General features: G+C 42.8%; 17 protein-coding genes and 2 pseudogenes. All 19 read left to right on the plus strand.

What is annotated here, in order from left to right; translation table 11 throughout:
• The first annotated feature begins 6 nt into the window (after positions 1-6).
• The 19 genes and pseudogenes from AKN87_RS11365 (at position 7) to AKN87_RS11450 (ending at position 19,069) form a co-directional block, all read left to right on the plus strand.
• Positions 7-441 (plus strand): hypothetical protein, encoded by a 435-nt coding sequence (locus AKN87_RS11365; protein ID WP_053103510.1) that lies wholly within the window; start codon positions 7-9, stop codon positions 439-441.
• On the plus strand, positions 426-1,712 hold the full coding sequence (gene tviB, locus AKN87_RS11370) for a Vi polysaccharide biosynthesis UDP-N-acetylglucosamine C-6 dehydrogenase TviB (RefSeq protein ID WP_408033267.1): 1,287 nt from the start codon (positions 426-428) through the stop codon (positions 1,710-1,712). Before AKN87_RS11365 ends, tviB begins: the two co-directional genes overlap by 16 nt.
• 78 nt (positions 1,713-1,790) lie before the next feature.
• Positions 1,791-2,837, plus strand: coding sequence for an NAD-dependent epimerase/dehydratase family protein (locus tag AKN87_RS11375; RefSeq protein WP_053103511.1), 1,047 nt, complete (start codon positions 1,791-1,793; stop codon positions 2,835-2,837).
• A complete protein-coding gene (locus tag AKN87_RS11380; RefSeq protein WP_053103512.1) occupies positions 2,834-4,096 on the plus strand; it encodes a flippase in 1,263 nt (420 codons plus the stop codon). Before AKN87_RS11375 ends, AKN87_RS11380 begins: the two co-directional genes overlap by 4 nt.
• Positions 4,093-5,118: an ATP-grasp domain-containing protein gene (locus AKN87_RS11385; protein WP_053103513.1), complete on the plus strand. Its 1,026-nt coding sequence runs from the start codon at positions 4,093-4,095 to the stop codon at positions 5,116-5,118. Before AKN87_RS11380 ends, AKN87_RS11385 begins: the two co-directional genes overlap by 4 nt.
• A 72-nt stretch (positions 5,119-5,190) precedes the next feature.
• A complete protein-coding gene (locus AKN87_RS11390) occupies positions 5,191-6,507 on the plus strand; it encodes an oligosaccharide repeat unit polymerase (RefSeq protein WP_053103514.1) in 1,317 nt (438 codons plus the stop codon).
• Positions 6,504-7,601: a glycosyltransferase gene (locus tag AKN87_RS11395; RefSeq protein ID WP_053103515.1), complete on the plus strand. Its 1,098-nt coding sequence runs from the start codon at positions 6,504-6,506 to the stop codon at positions 7,599-7,601. The genes AKN87_RS11390 and AKN87_RS11395 overlap by 4 nt, the downstream gene beginning before the upstream one ends.
• Complete coding sequence (locus tag AKN87_RS11400) at positions 7,601-8,737, plus strand: glycosyltransferase family 4 protein (protein ID WP_053103516.1); 1,137 nt, start codon at positions 7,601-7,603, stop codon at positions 8,735-8,737. Before AKN87_RS11395 ends, AKN87_RS11400 begins: the two co-directional genes overlap by 1 nt.
• The gene (locus AKN87_RS11405; protein WP_053103517.1) at positions 8,728-9,870 is read left to right on the plus strand and encodes a glycosyltransferase family 4 protein; all 1,143 of its coding nucleotides are present in this window, start codon (positions 8,728-8,730) and stop codon (positions 9,868-9,870) included. The genes AKN87_RS11400 and AKN87_RS11405 overlap by 10 nt, the downstream gene beginning before the upstream one ends.
• 41 nt (positions 9,871-9,911) lie before the next feature.
• Positions 9,912-10,148: a glycosyltransferase gene (locus tag AKN87_RS11410; RefSeq protein ID WP_053103518.1), complete on the plus strand. Its 237-nt coding sequence runs from the start codon at positions 9,912-9,914 to the stop codon at positions 10,146-10,148.
• 122 nt (positions 10,149-10,270) lie between these two features.
• On the plus strand, positions 10,271-11,257 hold the full coding sequence (locus tag AKN87_RS11415) for an NAD-dependent epimerase (protein WP_053103519.1): 987 nt from the start codon (positions 10,271-10,273) through the stop codon (positions 11,255-11,257).
• On the plus strand, positions 11,257-12,450 hold the full coding sequence (locus tag AKN87_RS11420; RefSeq protein WP_053103520.1) for a nucleotide sugar dehydrogenase: 1,194 nt from the start codon (positions 11,257-11,259) through the stop codon (positions 12,448-12,450). The genes AKN87_RS11415 and AKN87_RS11420 overlap by 1 nt, the downstream gene beginning before the upstream one ends.
• Positions 12,451-12,514: 64 nt before the next feature.
• Positions 12,515-13,108: pseudogene (locus AKN87_RS12465) on the plus strand (sugar transferase); the annotation flags it as partial.
• Between the two features lie 18 nt (positions 13,109-13,126).
• Positions 13,127-13,729: pseudogene (locus AKN87_RS12470) on the plus strand (acetyltransferase); the annotation flags it as partial.
• A 380-nt stretch (positions 13,730-14,109) separates the two neighbouring features.
• Positions 14,110-15,285: a DegT/DnrJ/EryC1/StrS family aminotransferase gene (locus tag AKN87_RS11430; RefSeq protein ID WP_053103522.1), complete on the plus strand. Its 1,176-nt coding sequence runs from the start codon at positions 14,110-14,112 to the stop codon at positions 15,283-15,285.
• 69 nt (positions 15,286-15,354) lie between these two features.
• A complete protein-coding gene (locus tag AKN87_RS11435) occupies positions 15,355-17,349 on the plus strand; it encodes a polysaccharide biosynthesis protein (protein WP_408033268.1) in 1,995 nt (664 codons plus the stop codon).
• Positions 17,350-17,622: 273 nt separating this feature from the next.
• The gene (locus AKN87_RS11440; protein WP_053105144.1) at positions 17,623-17,904 is read left to right on the plus strand and encodes a hypothetical protein; all 282 of its coding nucleotides are present in this window, start codon (positions 17,623-17,625) and stop codon (positions 17,902-17,904) included.
• A gap of 74 nt (positions 17,905-17,978) precedes the next feature.
• Positions 17,979-18,485, plus strand: a complete 507-nt coding sequence (locus tag AKN87_RS11445) for a hypothetical protein (protein WP_053103525.1) — start codon at positions 17,979-17,981, stop codon at positions 18,483-18,485.
• 101 nt (positions 18,486-18,586) lie between these two features.
• Positions 18,587-19,069: a hypothetical protein gene (locus tag AKN87_RS11450; protein ID WP_148561508.1), complete on the plus strand. Its 483-nt coding sequence runs from the start codon at positions 18,587-18,589 to the stop codon at positions 19,067-19,069.
• The last annotated feature ends 41 nt before the right edge of the window (positions 19,070-19,110 follow it).

Here is a 19,110-nt window from a genome sequence, read left to right on the forward strand (position 1 = left end):
TTTAAAATGAACTTTAAATTTTTATTAGTATTTTTTAGTGCCGTAATGCTTGTTGCCTGTGGTAAGCCTGATACGGACCTAGATGACGTACAGCCAGCAGTAGCGCCTAAGGCCAGTTCGACTGCGATTTTTTTGCCAGGTGGTGAGGGGATTGATTTCGGAAAAGCTCCAATTTTAGTTAGGGAGGGAGTGGATAATGGTGGTACTCCTTATAAACTAGTTACTTTTGAGTTCGTAGAACAAGCTGTAGATGTTGATTTAGCAATTAATAAATTATTGAAAAGTTATGGTTATGAAAGAAGAGAAATACCTGATGATAAACTAACTTTGAGAGTTATATATAGTAAAAATAATTCTAGGATCCTGTTTAGATACTCTAATTTATTTAAAGAGGGTTTTACTCGAAAAACCAGTTTAGTAATATCATGGGCAGTAAAGTAATGAGTAATATTAGTCGGTTAGCTGTTATAGGTTTGGGATATGTAGGCTTACCCTTAGCAGTTGAGTTTGGTAAAAAGCGTTCAGTTGTTGGGTTTGATATTAACCAAGCAAGAATCAACGAGTTAATTGCGGGACATGATGCAACGCTAGAAGTAAGTGATACAGAACTAGCAGATGCTAAGCAACTTTGCTTTACCGCAAAGCTGGATGACCTAGCGGATTGCAATGTATTTATAGTTACTGTACCTACCCCTATCAATGAACATAAGCAGCCTGATTTAACCCCCTTAATTAAAGCCTCTGAAACCATCGGTAAGGTTTTGAAAAAAGGCGATATCGTAATTTACGAATCAACGGTCTACCCAGGCGCTACTGAAGATGATTGCGTGCCGGTATTAGAGCGCGTTTCTGGCCTAACATTTAACCAAGACTTTTACGCCGGCTACAGCCCCGAGCGGATTAATCCAGGTGATAAAGAACACCGCGTTACTAACATTAAAAAAGTAACCGCCGGCTCTACTCCGGAAGTAGCTGATTTGGTAGATGCGCTGTATAACGAAATTATTACCGTGGGCACCCACAAAGCCAGCAGCATTAAAGTGGCCGAAGCCGCCAAAGTAATTGAAAACACTCAGCGCGATGTGAACATTGCATTAATTAATGAGCTGGCGATTATCTTTAATAAGTTGGGCATTGATACCGAGGCGGTATTGCAAGCAGCCGGTACTAAGTGGAACTTCTTGCCGTTTCGTCCGGGCTTAGTTGGCGGCCACTGTATTGGTGTGGATCCCTATTACTTAACCCATAAAGCGCAAAGCATTGGTTATCAGCCCGAAATTATTTTATCGGGTCGCCGTTTAAATGATGGCATGGGTGCTTATGTGGTAGGCCAACTGGTGAAAGCCATGCTGAAAAAGCGCATCCATGTGCAGGGCGCGCGAATTTTAATTATGGGATTAACCTTTAAAGAAAACTGCCCAGATTTACGCAATACCCGAGTAATAGATATTGTTAAAGAGTTAAATGACTACGGCATTCAGGTGGATGTGTTTGATCCTTGGGTAAACCCAGAAGAAGCCCAGCGCGAATACGGTATTTCGCCAGTAGCTAGCCCAGAGCAGGGCGCCTATGATGCGATGGTGTTAGCCGTAAGTCATGATGAGTTTAAGCAAATGGGCGCGGCGGCTATTCGTGCCTTAGGTAAGCCTGAGCATATTTTATATGACCTTAAATATTTGCTAGCAGCAGATGAGGCAGATTTACGCCTGTAATTACAGCTAATGCCCCCCTTGCTTGGTTGCCTGTGTCTGGGTAACCAAGCGTTGATTCACTGAGTATTGGATAACGACATGACAACTAACGCTTCATCTACTAGCGCTTATGCCCAGTTACAGGTGGCTCTTAAGCAGGCACCTAAAACCTGGTTGGTCACTGGGGTAGCGGGTTTTATAGGTTCTAATCTATTAGAAACCTTGCTTAAGCTTGATCAAACGGTGGTTGGTTTAGATAACTTTGCTACCGGGCATCAGCATAATTTAGATGAGGTGCAGGGCTTAGTCTCGGCCGAGCAGTGGGCGCGTTTTTCTTTTATTGAAGGGGATATTCGTAATCTTGCTGATTGCCAGCAGGCCTGCGCTGGGGTGGATTATGTGTTGCATCAAGCAGCATTGGGGTCGGTGCCGCGTTCAATTAATGATCCTATTTTGACTAACAGCGCCAATATCACAGGATTTTTAAATGTGTTGGTGGCGGCGCGCGATGCCAAGGTGCAAAGCTTTACCTATGCTGCCAGTAGTTCAACCTATGGCGATCATCCGGCGTTGCCTAAGCTAGAAGCCAATATTGGTAATCCGTTATCGCCTTATGCAGTAACTAAGTATGTAAATGAGCTGTATGCCGATGTGTTTGCTCGCACTTATGGCTTTAATTGCATTGGGCTGCGTTATTTTAATGTGTTTGGCCAACGGCAAGATCCTAATGGTGCTTATGCGGCGGTGATTCCGAAGTGGACGGCGGCGATGATTCAGGGCGAGCCAGTGCTGATTAATGGTGATGGCGAAACCAGCCGTGATTTTTGTTTTATTGAAAATACAGTGCAGGCTAATTTATTAGCGGCAACTACGGATAATCCTGCAGCTAAAAATCAGGTGTATAACGTGGCGGTGGGTGATCGTACTACGCTGAATGATTTATTTAACGCCATACAAAGTGCACTAACAGAAAACGGCGTGAACTATGCAAAACAGGCGGTTTACCGCGATTTTAGGCCAGGCGATGTGCGCCACAGCCAAGCCGATGTGAACAAGGCAGAAACGCTTTTAGGCTACGCGCCGGAATACCGAATTATGGAAGGGATTGCGAAGGCGATGCCTTGGTATGTGCGGTTTTTGAAATGAGAAGCCAGTTAGACGCGCTATTAGCACGCTTCAAAAAAAGCAAAGATGGCAAAGTGCTCGCCAGCAACTTTGGCTATTTAATGCTGCTGCAAATAGCAGGATATGTATTCCCACTAATTACTATTCCTTACCTAGCAAGGGTAATTGGCGTAGACGGTTTCGGAAAAATTGCGTTTGCGGCTGCAGTGATGGTGTGGTTTCAAACCGTTTCGGATTGGGGCTTTAACTACACCGCCACCCGAGATGTGGCGCGAAATAGGGATAACTTAGAAAAAGTATCTGAAATTTTCTCAAACGTATTTTGGGCAAGAATATTTCTTGCGGTGGTCTCTTTTGCTTTGCTTTACCTGTTGATTGCCACGGTGCCTTACTTCAACGAAAACAAAGATATTTTGCTCGTAACCTTCTTGCTTGTGCCAGGCCACATTCTGTTTCCAGATTGGTTCTTCCAAGCGATGGAGCGCATGAAATTCATTACTTTCTTCAGCCTGCTAACCAAAGCATTGTTTACCGTGCTAGTTTTTGTATTTGTGACGGAGAAAGAGCACTACATTATCCCGCCTTTACTAACCTCGCTTGGCTTTTTGTTGAGCGGCGCTGGAGCGATGTACTTAATTTTGGGAAAGTGGGGGGTAAAGCTAAAGCGCCCACAATTTAAAGCCATGTTAGCCACCATCAAAGGCAGTACCGATGTGTTTATTAATAATATCATGCCCAACCTGTATAACAGCTTTTCAGTAGTACTGTTAGGCTTCATGGGTGGCAGCGTAGCTAATGGTTTATTAGATGCTGGTAGCAAGTTCATCAATATTGCCCAGCAATTTATGAATATAATATCTCGGGTGTTTTTTCCGTTTTTGTCTAGAAAAATAGACCAACACCATTTATATGCAAGAGGTAGCTTAGCTTTGGCGGCTATAGGGAGCCTAGTTCTTTTCATGTCGGCACCCTTAGTTATAAAGCTATTTTTTACCGAAGAGTTTTATGAATCTATTTTGGTGATGCAAATAATGTCTGCATCACTCATCTTCCTGGCATTAAGCACAGTGTACGGCACAAACTATCTTATTTTAAAAGGAAAAGAAAAAGAGCTAAGAAACATTACTTTTATATGCTCCGTTTTGGGCTTTGCGGCCGCCTTTCCTTTAATCTACTTCTTTGGCTTTTTAGGCACAGCCATCAACATTGTTCTAACAAGGGCTGTACTAGGATTAAGCATTCGACATGCGGCAATTAACTTTATGAGATTACAACCATGAAACTCGCCATCCACCACCGCCCAGGTAGTTTTTCAGACCGCTGGATTGCTTACTGTGAAAAGAAAGGCATTGATTACAAAATCGTAGATGCCTTTGATAGCGACATTATCCAGCAAGTTAGCGATTGCGATGCCTTTATGTGGCACCATCACCATGAACAATTTAAAGATGTGCTAACCGCCAAGCGCATTTTATTTGCCCTCGAACATGCTGGTGTAAAAGTGTTTCCTGATTTCAAAACGGGTTGGCACTTTGATGACAAGGTTGCGCAAAAGTATTTGCTAGAAGCAATAGGAGCTCCTTTAGTGCCTAGTTATGTGTTTTACGATAAGCAGGAAGCGTTAGACTGGGCAAGCACAACCAGTTACCCAAAGGTGTTTAAGCTTAAGGGCGGGTCGGGCTCAGCAAACGTTAAGTTGGTGAAAACACAAGAAGAATGCAACAAGCTTATTCAGCGTGCATTTGGGCGTGGTTTTTCGCAATTTGATCGTTTCGCAGGGCTCAAGGAAAGAATAAGAAAGTTCAAAGAAGGCAAAGCAGGCTTTATCGATATTTTAAAAGGGATTGGACGACTGTTTATTACTACTGAATTTGCTAAACAGCAAGCACCTGAAAAGGGCTATGTGTATTTTCAAGAGTTTATGCCGAATAACGATAGTGATATACGTGTGATAATAATTGATGGCAAAGCGTTCGCTGTAAAACGCCTAGTTAGAGAAAACGATTTCAGAGCTTCTGGTAGCGGTAATGTTGTTTTTGAACCTGCTGAGATTGATGAGCGCTGCATACAAATTGCTTTTGAAGTGAACAAAAAAATAGGTGCACAATCTATAGGCTTTGATTTTGTATTTGATGAAGCTAACGAGCCTAAGCTTGTTGAGTTTTGCTATGGATTTTCAGTTGAGTTTTATGATCCATGTCCAGGTTATTGGGATGTAGAATTAAACTGGCACGAAGGTAAGTTTAATCCGCAAGAGTGGATGGTTGAAGATTTGATAAATTCATTTAGTGTAAAAAATTGAAATGAAACTAAAGATACATAACGCTTATGTTGCTACGGACACTAACCGTCTATTCAGTAATGAGCAGAAGCAATGATTTTGATTAGCTATGTTTTCACTTTTTTAGTCTTTGCTGTTTCGGTATACATGGCTTTTGCCTTTAATAATAAAAAGCAATTAGGCTACATATCCCTAGCATCATGGTTTTTTTTGGCAATTGGAATGGCTCATGGATTAGGGGCTTTTTATATCTTTAGCTACTTAGATAGTGGTGGATCCTTTAATAATTCATATATTGTTTATAATAACTCAAATTATTGGTGGATTCATAGTTTTTTGACTCTTTGCTTAATTTTTTCTTTTGTATTTGGGTGGAAGTTAAAAATAGGAAGAGCCTCTTCGTATGTCAGATTAGCAAATAGAACGTATAATTTAAGTGTTAAGCAAATATTTTATTTTGCTATCTTTATCATGATATTGTCCTTCGCACTAAGATATTTATATGTAAGTGCTTTTGGTGGGTTCGCTAAATATTTGGAGTACAATAGGCAAATTAGATCTGGTTTGTTTGAAATAAATAATAAGTTCTCTTTTTTACAACCATTTGGTGCACTATCTTACTTTGCTTCATATATGTTCTTTTCTTTAATTCTGAGGAGGTATAGAGTCTTTTCTGTAAGTATATTGTTTTTTATTTCTCTTATTTTTTCTTTATATTTATCCTATAGTTATGCTGGGAGAGTTGGTTTTTTAATTTTTTTAGGCGTTTTTGTTATAACGTTTCTATATGGTAAAAAGATAAATTTAAACTTTTTGCTAATGATGGTTTTAGTTTCTGTACCGTTGTCTTTATTTTTTATTTTTAGCCTTAGTAATGTTTTTAATATAAAAGGCGGTGATTCTTTAAGTTATTTTATAATAAAAGAGATAGGTCATTTGTTTAGTGGCTTTTATATTCAACTTAATGAAGGTTATTTATACAGAGGTTTTTTAGATTTTTTGATGGCTCCTATGCATTTGCTGCCTTCTTCTTGGACATCTGGAATTTATGAAACAGCTAGTCAAGCTAATACTCGATTACTTCAGGGTGCTATTAAGGGAGAAGATGGTGTAACAGGCGGTATTCCTGTTGATATATTAACTTTAGGTATAATGCAATTTAATGTATTTGGGGTTGTTTTCGTTGGTATGTTATTTGGCTGGTTTTTAAAACGTTTAGATTATTTTTTATCATTGATTAAAGTTATCGAGCTCAGGAATGTTTTTTTGGTATATGCCTCCCTGAGAATTTCTTTTATGGGTGCGCTTTATGCTCAACCACCTCATTTGATGAATGGTCTATTTGTTCTTATTTTTATGTTTTTTGTTCTTTATTTTTTTAATGTATTAAGCAGGGTTGCATATAGGTGAAAAAAACTACTTTTTTCGTTAGCACCATCTCCAACGGCGGAGCCGAGGCCGTTTGCGTAAACATCGCCAATGGCTTAGCTGAACGTGGCTGGCAGGTGGACTTGCTTGTGCTACATACTAAGGATAAAAGCTATATTGACCGCCTAAGCCCAAAAGTAAACCTTGTGGATTTAAACGCCGGGCGTGCTCGTTATGCGGCTCCTGCTTTGCTTTGGTACATTCTTAAAAACAAACCAAAGCAATTAGTAATTTTTAAATATGAGCTAATTGATTTGGTTGTGATATTAAAAAAGCTATTTAGGTTGCGGCTAAAACTAATTGGCCGAAATATCAGTATATTTAGCGAAGCCAGCCAAAAGAAAATTTCGTTGTTCACAAAAGTAAAGTCTTTGCTTGTAGGTGGCCATCCGATAGAACAGCTTGATTGCATAGTTAACCAATCTTACGAAATGCAAAAGGATTTATTGTCTGTTTTTCCTGCTTTAAAAGAAAAAAGCACTGTGATTCACAACCCAGTGGCTTCTCATATTGAACACTTCGCCAATGAAAACAAGCCGCGCTTAAATCAAGAACCACGTGATTATATTTTGTGTGTTGGGCGGTTGGCCGAAGTAAAGGCTTTTCATCACGCCATTAGTGCGTTTGCACTGCTCCCTGAAAAGCACCCAACATTACGCCTAAAGTTTGTTGGCCAAGGCCCCCTAGAAGAGAATTTAAAAAAACAAGCTGAAGAGTTGGGGCTGAAAGGCAGAGTGGATTTTGAAGGCTTTCAAACCGATGTTATCCCTTACTACCGCAATGCGGCAGTTACGCTATTAACCTCAAATTATGAAGGTTTCCCCAATGTTTTGATTGAATCCATTGTGCTAGGCACACCCGTAGTGAGTTTTGATTGCCCCAGCGGCCCACGGGAAATTTTGGATTACGGCAAGTATGGCAAACTTGTGCCCCCTGTAAATATAGAGGGTTTAGCCACTGCAATTGAAGATGTTCTATTAAACCCAAACCAGTTTAGTTTGGCTGAACGGGCAGGATTTTTTAGCTTTGATAAAGCCATCAATAAATATGAACACGTTTTGGAAAGATTTAATTAATGCAGATAACTCACATCATCACTGGCCTTAACAACGGCGGCGCCGAAGCCGTGCTTTATCGGTTAGTAACTAACGACACCCACCATAAGCACGTGGTTGTTTCGCTAATGGGTATGGGCAAATACGGCCCATTACTTGAAGAAAAAGGCATAGAGGTGGTCTGCCTTAACATGCCTCAAGGCAGGCTTACAATGGGTGGTGTGTTAACACTCTGGAAAACCTTGCGAAAGCATAAGGCAAATGTGGTGCAAACCTGGATGTACCATGCCGATTTTATTGGTGGTTTGGTTGCTAAGCTTGCTGGCATCAAAAATGTATTTTGGAATATTCGCAATACTGATTTGGTACCTGGCGAATCAAGCAAGGCCACTATTGTCATAGCACGCCTGTGTGCAAAAATTTCAGCTATTGTGCCCACAAAAATAGTCTGCTGCGCCGAGCGTGCAGCGCAGGTGCATGCCGAGTTAGGCTACAAAAAAGAAAAGATGGTAGTCATTGGTAATGGTTATGAGCTGTCTCACTTCCGAGTAAATGAAGCCTTAGGCGCTGAAACACGACAAACATTAGGTATAGAGGCTGATATGCCACTGCTAGGTAAGGTGGGGCGATTTAATGCACAAAAAGATCATAAGAATTTACTGCAAGCTCTCACCATATTAAAAAATAAAGACGTGGATTTTCGCGCTTTGTTGATTGGCCCGAATATGGATGAGCACAATGCTGAACTCATGGGCTGGATAGAGCAAAACCAGTTGCAAGATAACCTGCTTTTACTGAGCCAACGTACCGATATACCCGCTTTGATGAATGCTATGGATGTACATATTTTATCAAGTTCCTTTGGTGAGGCTTTTCCTAATGTGGTTGCTGAGGCAATGGCCTGTGGCACCCCATGTGTTGCAACGGATGTAGGCGATGCGGGGTTGATTGTGGGCGATACCGGCTGGGTTGTACCGCTGCGCAATGCAGAAGACCTGGCCGATGCAATTGAACAAGCTTTGTTAGAAAAGCAGAACAACCCAGAGACTTGGCAGCAGCGTAAGCTAGCTTGCCGCCAGCGCATAGAAGAAAACTTTAGTATTGGAACTATGATCGAAAAGTATCATGCGGTTTGGGGAGACAAAGAATGCAGGTAAAAATTATTATCATCGGCACCGTGTCCTCTTCCATTTTTGGCTTCAGGTACCACCTTTTAAAAGAGCTTAAGAATAGAAACTGCAAAGTAATTTTTTATTTAAGCGATGTTGATGAAGAGGTTGTGCAAAGAGCAAAAGATGAATTAGCCGTTGAGTGCCGAACCTACCCGCTTTCACGCTCCAGCACTAATCCTTTTCATGACTTACAAACTTTGAAGTTCCTCTATAAAGAGTTTCAAAAAGAGCAGCCCGATGCTGTATTTTCTTTTTTTAGTAAGCCGGTTATTTGGGGCACCTTGGCGGCATGGCTTGCAAAAGTACCACGCCGCATTGCTATGCTTGAGGGATTAGGATATAGCTTTACTAACCAACCAACTGGCTTTTCAAAAAAACAAAAATTAATTCAATTTGTACAGGTTTTTTTATACCGAATAGCCTTGCCAAGAACTACAAATTTGATATTTCTTAATCCCGATGATCCTAAAGACTTATTAGAAAAGCACTCAATAAAAGCACAAAAATTAAGTTTGCTTGGTGGTATAGGTGTTGATCTAGAAAGGTTTTCAGCTTATGAAAACCTAAATATGCCAGAAGGTGCTTTGCGCTTTCTCTTCATTGGCCGTTTATTAGCCGAAAAGGGAATTAATGAATACGTTGAGGCAGCAGCATTAGTAAAAAACAAATACCCTAATGCAACTTTTACCGTGCTTGGAAAAATTGATGAGGAAAACCCAGGTGGTTTGAAACCCAAGGAGCTTGAAGTGCTTAAAAGTAAAGGAGTTATCGAGTATCCAGGCCATGTAAGCAACGTTGATGAGTGGCTTCGCCAACATGATGTCTATGTCCTGCCTTCTTATCGTGAAGGAGTGCCTGCTAGTACACAGGAGGCTATGGCTTGTGGCAAAGCTATTATTACAACCAATGTTCCTGGCTGTCGAGAAACAGTGGTCGAAGGTTTGAACGGATTGTTTGTGCCACCTTGGGATGCGCAAAAACTTGCTGACAAAATGGTTTGGATGATTGAAAACCCTAGGCGTGTGCAAGAAATGGGGATTGAAAGTAGGAAATTAGCTGAAGAACGCTTTGATGCCGTAAAGCAAAGCAATCAACTAGCTGATTGGATTTTGATGTAGCCTAACTATAATCACGCTTCAGCGTGCTCGAAGCCATGTCCATGGGCCGCGCCATCATCACCACCGATGCCCCCGGTTGCCGCGGAACCGTGGTGCACGGCGAAAACGGCTTTTTAGTGCCGGTTAAAGATGCAGCCGCACTGGCTAACGCCATGGTCAAGTTCATTGAGCAGCCAGAGCTTATCGCCACCATGGGCAAGCGCTCACGTGAGATTGCCGAGCAGAAATACTATGTGGGAATAGTGAACAAGCAGATGCTTGATGGCATGGGCTTGTAGGGAAGTTTCCCTATGTGTCAGCCTAGTTGTAGCTTGAGTATTTCAGAGGACAACTACCATTGAGAAAATTATTTAACAGCAATTAGATATTTATCAAAATTTATTTAGAGGGTTAGATTTTAATGTTAAGCGAATCAAAGCTAAAGTATCTGGTAACTGGCGCTGCTGGTTTTATCGGCATGTACACCGCCAAGCGTTTACTAGAGCAAGGCCATAAGGTCATCGGCTTAGACAACCTAAACGATTACTACGAGCCAGAACTTAAACAGCATCGTCTTGCTCAGTTGTTGCCTTTTAAAAACTTTACTTTTGTTGAGTTAGATTTAGCTAACCGTGAAGGTATGGCTGCATTATTTAAAGCTGAACAGTTTGATCGTGTGATTCACCTCGCAGCCCAAGCCGGCGTGCGCTATTCCATTGAGAGCCCTTTTGCCTATGTTGACAGCAACTTGGTGGGCATGATGACCATTCTGGAAGGATGTCGTCACAATAAGGTACAGCACTTGGTCTATGCTTCGTCCAGCTCAGTGTATGGCATGAATGATAAAATCCCTTTTAGTGAAGAAGACCAAGTCGATAACCCCGTCTCGCTGTACGCAGCCACTAAAAAATCCAATGAATTAATGGCTCATAGCTATTCCAAACTTTATCAAATACCCGTAACAGGGCTGCGCTTTTTTACTGTGTACGGCCCAGCCGGGCGGCCTGATATGGCACCTTGGTTATTTACCGAAGCCATTTTGCAAGATAAACCCATTAAAGTATTTAACCACGGCAAAATGATGCGCGACTTCACTTACATTGACGACATTGTTGAAGGCATAATACGTATTCAAAATGTTGTACCTGCAAGTACTGTTCCTTATGAGTTATTTAATATTGGTAACAATCAGCCTATTGAGCTTATGCGTTTTATTAATGCTATAGAAAGTGCATGTGGTCGAGTTGCGCAAAAGATATATTTAGATATGCAGCCAGGCGATGTGCCTCGTACTTATGCTGATACTTCTAGGCTGGAATCTACAGTGGGTTATAAGCCAGCAATGGAAATTGAACAGGGCATTGCAGAGTTTGTATGCTGGTATAAAACATATAAAGGGTTGAAGTAATGAATATAGTAATTGCTGGTACAGGTTATGTGGGGTTATCTAATGCAGTACTGCTGGCGCAAAATAATCAAGTCATAGCAGTCGATATTATTCCTGAAAAGGTAGCTCAACTTAATGAGGGAATATCTCCGATAGAAGATGTGGATATTCAGAGATTTTTAGATAAAGGCGGCTTGAATTTTAGAGCTACTTTAAATGCAAGTGAAGCTTATGCTAATGCTGATCTCGTAATTATTGCTACTCCTACTGATTATGATTCTAAAACTAATTACTTCAACACTAGTAATGTAGAGGTGGTTATTGAAGCAGTCATGGCAGTTAACACTACAGCCCTAATGATTATAAAATCAACAGTTCCAGTGGGTTACACTGAGGATGTTAAGCAACGTTTTAACACTCAAAATATAATATTCTCTCCTGAGTTCTTGCGAGAGGGTAAGGCACTGCACGATAATCTCTACCCATCACGAATCATTGTTGGAGAACGCTCAACTAGAGCAAAACAGTTTGCTGAACTATTATTACAGGGGGCTGTTAAAAAGGATGTGCCAATTGTATTAATAGATAACACTGAAGCTGAAGCAGTTAAGTTGTTTTCCAATACTTATCTAGCTATGCGTGTTGCTTATTTTAATGAGCTGGATAGTTATGCGGAAGCTTTAGGGCTAGATAGCCGCCAAATTATCGAGGGGGTAGGTTTAGACCCACGTATTGGTAGTCATTACAATAATCCAAGTTTTGGATATGGCGGCTATTGCTTACCTAAAGATACTAAGCAATTGCTCGCTAATTATGATCAGGTGCCAAATAATATTATACAAGCAATTGTTGATGCAAACCGTACTCGCAAGGACTTTATAGCTGATAATATCCTCAAAAAATTAAACTCTCTGCAAAAAACTGATACTGCTCCTGTGGTTGGGGTTTATCGATTAGTAATGAAAGAAGGTTCTGATAACTTTAGAGCTTCTGCAATTCAAGGAGTTATGAAGCGTTTAAAAGCTAAAGGTGTAGAGGTGGTGGTTTATGAGCCTGTTTTACAAGAAGAACACTTTTATCACTCGAGAGTAATTACCGACTTAGATGAATTTAAAATTGTTAGTAAAGTGATTGTGGCTAATCGGCTAGATGATAATTTACAGGATGTAAAAGATAAAGTTTACACGAGAGACTTATTCGGTTCAGACTCATAGTTTTAGTAAAACTAAGCTAAGAGTCTTCATTTAAATTAGCACTTAAAATAAGTGAAATTAAATAATGATTAAACGCATCTTTGATATTGTTGCTTCTGCTTGTGGTTTAATTATTCTTAGCCCAGTCATTGCTATTGTGGCCTGGCTGATTAAGAAAAAACTCGGCTCGCCTGTATTGTTTCGTCAGGTGCGTCCAGGTTTAAATGGCAAGCCCTTTGAAATGGTTAAATTTCGTACCATGCGCGATGCCATAGATGCCAACGGTAATCCATTACCTGACTCAGAGCGTATGACGCCTTTTGGCAGTTTTTTACGCTCCAGCAGCCTAGATGAGTTGCCAGAGCTATGGAACGTACTTAAAGGCGATATGAGCTTAGTAGGGCCACGGCCATTACTGATGGAGTACCTACCGCTCTATAACGACGAACAAAAGCGCCGCCACCAAGCCAGACCTGGGGTTACTGGCTGGGCGCAAATCAATGGCCGCAACGCCATTAGCTGGGAAGAAAAGTTTAAGCTAGATACCTGGTACGTCGATAATCAAAACCTGTGGCTAGATATTAAAATCATCTTCCTCACTATTAAAAAAGTCTTTATCCGCGATGGGATTAGTGCCGAAGGTGAGGCGACCATGAGCAAGTTTACCGGTACGCCAAAACTAACCTTAGCCATTTTAGGGGCCAGCGGGCACGGCAAAGTGGTAGCAGAAACTGCAGAACTCTTGGGTTACCAGTGTGTGTTTTTTGATGATGCCTATCCAAGCGTGAAAAACAATGAAGACTGGCCAGTGATTGGCATCACCGATAACTTATTAGAGCAAGCGGCAAACTTTGCAGCAGTGACCGTAGCAATAGGCAATAACGCAATACGCCTTGCAAAAATACAGCAGCTACAAGATGCAGGGGCTAAGTTAGTAACCTTAGTTCACCCTCGGGCTATCGTTAGTAGTTACGCCAACTTGCAACCTGCAAGCGTAGTATTTGCAGGTGCAGTGATTAATCCCTTTGCGCAAATAGGACGTGGCTGCATCATTAATACCGCTGCCAGCATTGATCATGATTGCGTAATTGCCGATGGCGTGCATATCAGCCCAGGTACGCATCTAGCAGGTAATGTTTCTGTTGGTAAAGAGGCGTGGGTAGGAATTGGGGCAGCAGTAAAGCAAGGCATTAATATTGCAGCCAATTGCACAGTAGGTGCAGGGGCAGTAGTGGTAAAAGATGTTGCGGGAAGTATGACAGTAGTGGGTAATCCTGCTAAGCCTTTATTCAAAAGCTGATTACTTCTATATCGTGCCTGATTTACTCCGGCCACCTAATAAACCAAGGCACGGTATTTATCAAGCTAAAATATAGGGCCTAGGTCAAGCCCAGGACGACGAGTTAGAAAGGAAGTACGTGAGGAAAGGGTGAGTAAAGCTTCAGTGCAAGCCCTACATTGCTAATGTGCATTCGTTCAGTGCACATATCACATCACCTCAATCGTTGTGCCGGACTTGATCCTCCATCTAATGAGCCAAAATCTGTGTATAAAAAACAATAGCGTGCGTGGGCTTGTCGCGATAGCTGTAATAGCTAAATAAAACGAGTAAACTTAAACTCCATTCATGTAAGCTACGGCTTAGCTTATTTTATTGCCTGTCAAGCATAGGAAATCACAGTGCTCAATACACCTTTTTCGCCTTGGCCATCCTTCACCGAAGAAGAGGCCAATGCCGTTCGCGATGTTTTACTCTCAAACAAAGTTAACTACTGGACTGGCCAAGAAGGTCGTCAGTTTGAACAAGAGTTTGCCGAATTTGCCGGCACTAAACATGCGATTGCTTTAGCTAACGGCACCGTAGCCCTTGATGTGGCTTTAATTGCCATGGGGATTGGAGCAGGTGATGAGGTTGTCGTTACCTCACGCACCTTTTTAGCCTCGGCTTCTAGTATCGTTAATACTGGTGCAGTGCCGGTATTTGCCGATGTTGACCTAGACAGCCAAAACATCACTCCTGACAGCATTGCCAAGATGATAACCGATAAAACCAAAGCCATTATTTGCGTGCATTTAGCAGGTTGGCCTTGTGAGATGGACGGCATTATGCAATTAGCCGAACAGCACAAGCTGTGGGTAATTGAAGATTGTGCCCAAGCCCATGGTGCGCTCTATAACGGCCAGCCAGTTGGCTCGATTGGCCATGTGGGTGCTTGGTCGTTTTGCCAAGACAAAATTATGACCACCGGTGGCGAAGGCGGTATGGTTACCACCAACGATACCGCGCTGTGGAAAAAAATGTGGTCAATCAAAGATCACGGCAAAAGTTGGGATGCAGTCTACGAGCGTGAACACGCACCAGGCTTTAGATGGCTCCACGAAAGCTTTGGTACCAACTGGCGAATGACTGAGTTATCGGCGGTGATTGGCCGTTTGCAACTAAAGCAAATGCCACAGTGGCAACAACAGCGCCAAACCAATGCCCAGCAGATTTGGAGCACCGCTAGCCAGCTTAAAGGTCTGCGTGTGCCAGCGATTCCAGCTCATATTCGCCACGCAGCTTATAAGTGCTATGTTTTTGTTGAGCCTGAGCAATTAGCTGAAGGCTGGGATCGGGATCGTATTCTAAACGCCATAACCGAGCGGGGCGTACCTTGTTACAGCGGCTCGTGCTCAGAAGTGTATTTAGAAAAAGCCTTTGATAACACCGGCTGGCGGCCAGCGGAGCGTTTAGCCAATGCCAAGCAACTGGGTGAGACCAGCTTAATGTTTTTAGTTCATCCAACCTTGACCGCAGCAGAGCTAGATAAGACCTGTGAGGTGCTGCAACAGGTAATGACCTTAGCTATTGGTTAATTCCATTTGAGCGTGGTGTACTGGTAGGTATGATTTAGGTAGGCAGATTGGAGTAAAAGAGGGATGGGCATGCGCCAATGGTTGTTAGGGCTGAGACGTCGCAATAAAAGAATCTTACAGGTTGTTGCCGATATTGGTTTAATCTGTTTTTCGCTGTGGTTAGCTTTTGTTGTGCGCTTAGGCTTTGACGAAACCCAAATTGTAATCAAAAAGCATCTTTGGTTATTTTGGGCGGTTCCCTTGGCCACTTTACCGGTATTTATTCGTTTTGGTATGTACCGCGCTGTGATGCGTTACCTAGGCCAAGAAGTGCTGATCAGCATTGCCAAAGCCGTATCAATAGCAGCGTTATTAGTCGCGTTGGTGATTTACTGGCGCGGCGATGCGATTGCGCCTATCCCACGCTCTTTTGTTTTTAACTATTGGTGGATCAGCTTACTGGTGATTGGTGGCTCGCGCTTAGTGCTGCGCGAATACTTTTCTGGTGAGTTATTTAGCCGTCGCTCCCTATCATTACTAAGTAATAACAAAGCCTCTTTATCAAGGGTTGCCATCTATGGCGCTGGTTCGGCGGGTAATCAGTTGGCCCATGCTTTGCGTATGGACAAACGCATGCAGCCAGTTGCCTTTATTGATGACGACGACAATATTGCCACCCGCACCATTGCCGGGTTAAAAGTTTATAAACCCAAGCATATCGAGCAAATGCTTAATGACACCGGCGCAACCCAAGTATTACTGGCGATGCCATCGTCCCCCCGCGCTCGCCGCCGAGAAATCTTAGCTGACTTAGAGCAGTACCCAGTGCATGTATTATCTATTCCTGGCTTTATGGATTTAGCTAGCGGCAAGGTTAAGGTGCAGGATTTACAAGAAGTTGATATTGCCGATCTGCTAGGGCGAGATGCGGTAGAGCCAAATACTGAGTTATTTAAGCGTTGCATTGCAGACCAAGTGGTGTTGGTTACTGGGGCGGGCGGCTCAATTGGCTCAGAGCTGTGCCGGCAAATTGTAACTGCGGGGGTTAAGGCCCTGATTTTATACGAACACGCAGAATACAATTTATATCGAATCCACCACGAGCTAGAACAGGTCATCAAGCAGCAGGCTCTTGATATTAGACTGCTGCCTATTATGGGTTCGATTCGGGAGCCTGAACATCTATTAGAAGTGATGCAGCGCTGGCAAGTAAATACGGTGTACCATGCCGCCGCTTATAAGCATGTGCCTTTGGTTGAGCACAATAGTGCGGAGGGGGTGTTTAATAACGTATTTGGCACCTTGAATACCGCCGAAGCAGCCATTGCTGCAGGAGTAGAAAACTTTGTTTTAATCTCAACCGATAAAGCGGTACGGCCAACCAACGTAATGGGCGGTACTAAGCGTTTAGCCGAAATGGTGCTGCAGGCACTTAGTCAAGAAAAGGGGCCGCTTACAAGCTTTAGCCAATTTACTTTAGCTAGTAATCGCACTCGCTTTACCATGGTCCGCTTTGGTAATGTACTGGGCTCGTCTGGTTCTGTTATCCCGTTATTTCGCCAACAAATTGCCCAAGGTGGCCCAGTAACGGTGACCCATCCTAATATCACTCGTTACTTTATGACTATTCCTGAAGCATCCCAGCTGGTGATTCAAGCAGGCTCTATGGGACAAGGGGGGGATGTCTTTGTTTTAGATATGGGCGAGCCGGTACGTATTGCAGAGCTGGCTGAAAAAATGATTAATCTCACCGGCCTTACCGTACGCAATGAGAAAAATCCTAATGGTGAAATTGAAGTTAAATTTACCGGTCTACGCCCCGGCGAGAAGCTCTACGAAGAGCTATTGATTGGTGACAATGTTGCTTCAACTTCGCACCCCATGATTATGCGCGCCAATGAGACATACCTTGCCTGGCCTGAGTTTTTTAAAGTGTTAGAAGAGCTTTGGCAAGCCAGCGAGCAGGGCGACTGTGCAAAGATTCGCCGCTTATTAGTTAAGTATGTGGATGGCTATAACCCACAAGGTGAGATTGTCGATTTAATGTATTTGCAACAGCGTCAAGAAGCAGTACTGAATAGCTAGGCTAGTTAAGAGTGCTTTTTACTGTGGGTAGTTTGAACAGCTTTATGCTGTAGATTAATGGCCAGCGAGTGCCAACTGTATTCAAAAACAAGCAAATCTACTGGCTTAATAGAGAGCAGTTAAGTTAAATGGCTTGAACAATAAGAAAGAGTATGCTATCTCCAGTTCGTGACAAAAATAATAAATTGAACTGATGAGTGGCTATAAGCAATAGCAACACTGGGTAAGATTTAAAGGGCTGTAGCTGCTAAGGCTAAGAGAGAGGTAGTTCTCATGGATAGAAATGAAACGCCTAACCCCCCAACACCACCCTCGATGAGTAATCAGCATAAAAAACTAGAAAGACAATGCTTAAAATTACTTGAGCAACGCAGTAAACAACGTCATCAACAACACCTTATGCGCATGGGCGCCGTACTTATCGTCTCTTTAGCGTTAATCAGTTTAGGTTGGTATCTACTGAGTAACACTGCACTGGATTGGCAAGGCGCCACAGCCATTGTGCTGGGCATTATTGGGCTGATTAAATCTATTTTTACAGCCTACCACTCTTAATCTTAGATAAGGCTTATAGCACTGGCTGTACGGCTGAGTGCTATGGGCTACCGGATAGGGATGGAGAGATTGCGATGCGTTTACTTCAGCACATTACTCAGCAAGCAATATTACCGGCGCTAACGCACTTGCCAAGCAAAATGCACAGTAGCAATGCACTAGTAATGCTACTAGCTATAGGCTTGCATGAATCGGCATTTATTCACCGGCAACAACTACAAGGCCCCGCCAAAGGATTTTGGCAGTTTGAAAAAAATGGGGGCGTGTACGGTGTGCTTAATCATCGCAGCACCCAACGCCATGCTTTAGCTTTGTGTTATCAGCAACAGGTATTTGATCAGGGGGTAACTTGGGTTGATCGTACCGGAGTTCACCTAAGCTATATGCAGTTAGCCAAAGATGATATTTTAGCTGCAGGCTTTGCTAGATTATTACTTTGGAGTGATCCTCAGCCTTTACCGGCAATGGGCGATCAACAAGCAGCTTGGCAGCTGTACCTCCGCACCTGGCGTCCAGGTAAGCCCAGAGCCGCCGCTTGGCCTTTAAGTTATCAACAGGCGCTTAGTTACCTCAGTACTTGAGCAGTTTTCTAAACTTATGACTTAAGTCTAGCGCTGGCGGGTGTCTTATAACCATTTTCCTGTGCTAGGGTGAAAGCAAATGAAAACCCATGGGTCACGCTATGCCAACCCCAACAACGATCAATGCACTGCAGTTAACTAAGCACTACGCAGCACAAGTGCGGCGGGATAAAACATTAACCCTAGAACCGCCAAACAGCTTGCTGCGAACAGAACTGCAAGTACCCGACGTACCTGGGACCCAGCTCACCCTTGAAGCACACATAGTAAAAGGCAAACTACAAGCACTGGGTTATCGCATTCGCAGCTGTAGTCTAGGTCAAGCCGCATTAGGCATTTTACTGCAATACCATCAAGGCTTAACCCTAGCGCAACTGACCCAAGCCCAGCAGCAACTGACGGATGTCTTAGCGGGCACGCTGACTGACGTTAGCCAACTGATTTGGCCAGAGTTAGCGCTGTTTGCCGATGCCGTCACCTTAACAGAGCGTCACACGGTAGCTTTGCTGCCTTTTAATGGATTAATCCAACTCTTTACCCAAGCTCAAACACAGGAGTTATCAGCCAACCCATTACTTACTTAATCCTTGCGCCAATCAATAACAACAAAAATAGCCCTTATCTA

The organism is Thiopseudomonas alkaliphila (assembly GCF_001267175.1).
Taxonomy (GTDB): domain Bacteria; phylum Pseudomonadota; class Gammaproteobacteria; order Pseudomonadales; family Pseudomonadaceae; genus Oblitimonas; species Oblitimonas alkaliphila.

Bases quoted from the DNA above. Each gene is read 5' to 3' on its own strand.
- AKN87_RS11365 (WP_053103510.1), top strand. From the start codon at position 7: ATGAACTTTAAATTTTTATTAGTATTTTTTAGTGCCGTAATGCTTGTT.
- tviB (WP_408033267.1), top strand. From the start codon at position 426: ATGGGCAGTAAAGTAATGAGTAATATTAGTCGGTTAGCTGTTATAGGT.
- AKN87_RS11375 (WP_053103511.1), top strand. From the start codon at position 1,791: ATGACAACTAACGCTTCATCTACTAGCGCTTATGCCCAGTTACAGGTG.
- AKN87_RS11380 (WP_053103512.1), top strand. From the start codon at position 2,834: ATGAGAAGCCAGTTAGACGCGCTATTAGCACGCTTCAAAAAAAGCAAA.
- AKN87_RS11385 (WP_053103513.1), top strand. From the start codon at position 4,093: ATGAAACTCGCCATCCACCACCGCCCAGGTAGTTTTTCAGACCGCTGG.
- AKN87_RS11390 (WP_053103514.1), top strand. From the start codon at position 5,191: ATGATTTTGATTAGCTATGTTTTCACTTTTTTAGTCTTTGCTGTTTCG.
- AKN87_RS11400 (WP_053103516.1), top strand. From the start codon at position 7,601: ATGCAGATAACTCACATCATCACTGGCCTTAACAACGGCGGCGCCGAA.
- AKN87_RS11405 (WP_053103517.1), top strand. From the start codon at position 8,728: ATGCAGGTAAAAATTATTATCATCGGCACCGTGTCCTCTTCCATTTTT.
- AKN87_RS11410 (WP_053103518.1), top strand. From the start codon at position 9,912: ATGGGCCGCGCCATCATCACCACCGATGCCCCCGGTTGCCGCGGAACC.
- AKN87_RS11415 (WP_053103519.1), top strand. From the start codon at position 10,271: ATGTTAAGCGAATCAAAGCTAAAGTATCTGGTAACTGGCGCTGCTGGT.
- AKN87_RS11420 (WP_053103520.1), top strand. From the start codon at position 11,257: ATGAATATAGTAATTGCTGGTACAGGTTATGTGGGGTTATCTAATGCA.
- AKN87_RS11435 (WP_408033268.1), top strand. From the start codon at position 15,355: ATGCGCCAATGGTTGTTAGGGCTGAGACGTCGCAATAAAAGAATCTTA.
- AKN87_RS11440 (WP_053105144.1), top strand. From the start codon at position 17,623: ATGGATAGAAATGAAACGCCTAACCCCCCAACACCACCCTCGATGAGT.
- AKN87_RS11445 (WP_053103525.1), top strand. From the start codon at position 17,979: ATGCGTTTACTTCAGCACATTACTCAGCAAGCAATATTACCGGCGCTA.
- AKN87_RS11450 (WP_148561508.1), top strand. From the start codon at position 18,587: ATGCCAACCCCAACAACGATCAATGCACTGCAGTTAACTAAGCACTAC.